This is a genomic window from Pseudomonas sp. FG13, assembly GCF_057809755.1.
This window is the reverse complement of the sequence record NZ_JBMDKO010000102.1, coordinates 1-1,799: the sequence shown is the minus strand read 5'-3', so window position 1 is coordinate 1,799 and position 1,799 is coordinate 1. Positions and strand designations below refer to the sequence as shown.

The 1,799-nt window shown below is 49.9% G+C and carries 1 tRNA gene and 1 rRNA gene; both read left to right on the top strand.

Annotated features, from left to right (window positions below):
* Positions 1-76 (top strand) — tRNA-Ala (locus tag ACODTO_RS29510).
* Between the two features lie 253 nt (positions 77-329).
* Positions 330-1,799 (top strand): 23S ribosomal RNA (locus ACODTO_RS29505); the annotation flags it as partial.

Sequence of the window (1,799 nt, the reverse complement as noted above, 5' to 3'; positions counted from 1 at the left end):
GGGGCCATAGCTCAGCTGGGAGAGCGCCTGCCTTGCACGCAGGAGGTCAGCGGTTCGATCCCGCTTGGCTCCACCATTTACCGATTGGTGACCCTCGTTTAAAGCTTAGAAATGAGCATTCCATCAAGACGATGGTGAATGTTGATTTCTAGTCTTTTGATTAGATCGTTCTTTAAAAATTTGGGTATGTGATAGAAAGATAGACTGAACGTTACTTTCACTGGTAACGGATCAGGCTAAGGTAAAATTTGTGAGTTGCTCTCATGAGCAAGATCGAATTTTCGGCGAATGTCGTCTTCACAGTATAACCAGATTGCTTGGGGTTATATGGTCAAGTGAAGAAGCGCATACGGTGGATGCCTTGGCAGTCAGAGGCGATGAAAGACGTGGTAGCCTGCGAAAAGCTTCGGGGAGTCGGCAAACAGACTTTGATCCGGAGATGTCTGAATGGGGGAACCCAGCCATCACAAGATGGTTATCTTGCACTGAATACATAGGTGCAAGAGGCGAACCAGGGGAACTGAAACATCTAAGTACCCTGAGGAAAAGAAATCAACCGAGATTCCCTTAGTAGTGGCGAGCGAACGGGGACTAGCCCTTAAGCTTCTTTGATTTTAGCGGAACGCTCTGGAAAGTGCGGCCATAGTGGGTGATAGCCCTGTACGCGAAAGGATCTTAGAAGTGAAATCGAGTAGGACGGAGCACGAGAAACTTTGTCTGAATATGGGGGGACCATCCTCCAAGGCTAAATACTACTGACTGACCGATAGTGAACTAGTACCGTGAGGGAAAGGCGAAAAGAACCCCGGAGAGGGGAGTGAAATAGATCCTGAAACCGTATGCGTACAAGCAGTGGGAGCAGACTTTGTTCTGTGACTGCGTACCTTTTGTATAATGGGTCAGCGACTTATTTTCAGTGGCGAGCTTAACCGAATAGGGGAGGCGTAGCGAAAGCGAGTCTTAATAGGGCGTCTAGTCGCTGGGAATAGACCCGAAACCGGGCGATCTATCCATGGGCAGGTTGAAGGTTAGGTAACACTGACTGGAGGACCGAACCGACTACCGTTGAAAAGTTAGCGGATGACCTGTGGATCGGAGTGAAAGGCTAATCAAGCTCGGAGATAGCTGGTTCTCCTCGAAAGCTATTTAGGTAGCGCCTCATGTATCACTGTAGGGGGTAGAGCACTGTTTCGGCTAGGGGGTCATCCCGACTTACCAAACCGATGCAAACTCCGAATACCTACAAGTGCCGAGCATGGGAGACACACGGCGGGTGCTAACGTCCGTCGTGAAAAGGGAAACAACCCAGACCGTCAGCTAAGGTCCCAAAGTTATGGTTAAGTGGGAAACGATGTGGGAAGGCTTAGACAGCTAGGAGGTTGGCTTAGAAGCAGCCACCCTTTAAAGAAAGCGTAATAGCTCACTAGTCGAGTCGGCCTGCGCGGAAGATGTAACGGGGCTCAAACCATACACCGAAGCTACGGGTATCACGTAAGTGATGCGGTAGAGGAGCGTTCTGTAAGCCTGTGAAGGTGAGTTGAGAAGCTTGCTGGAGGTATCAGAAGTGCGAATGCTGACATGAGTAACGACAATGGGTGTGAAAAACACCCACGCCGAAAGACCAAGGTTTCCTGCGCAACGTTAATCGACGCAGGGTTAGTCGGTCCCTAAGGCGAGGCTGAAAAGCGTAGTCGATGGAAAACAGGTTAATATTCCTGTACTTCTGGTTATTGCGATGGAGGGACGGAGAAGGCTAGGCCAGCTTGGCGTTGGTTGTCCAAGTTTAAGGTGGTAGGCTG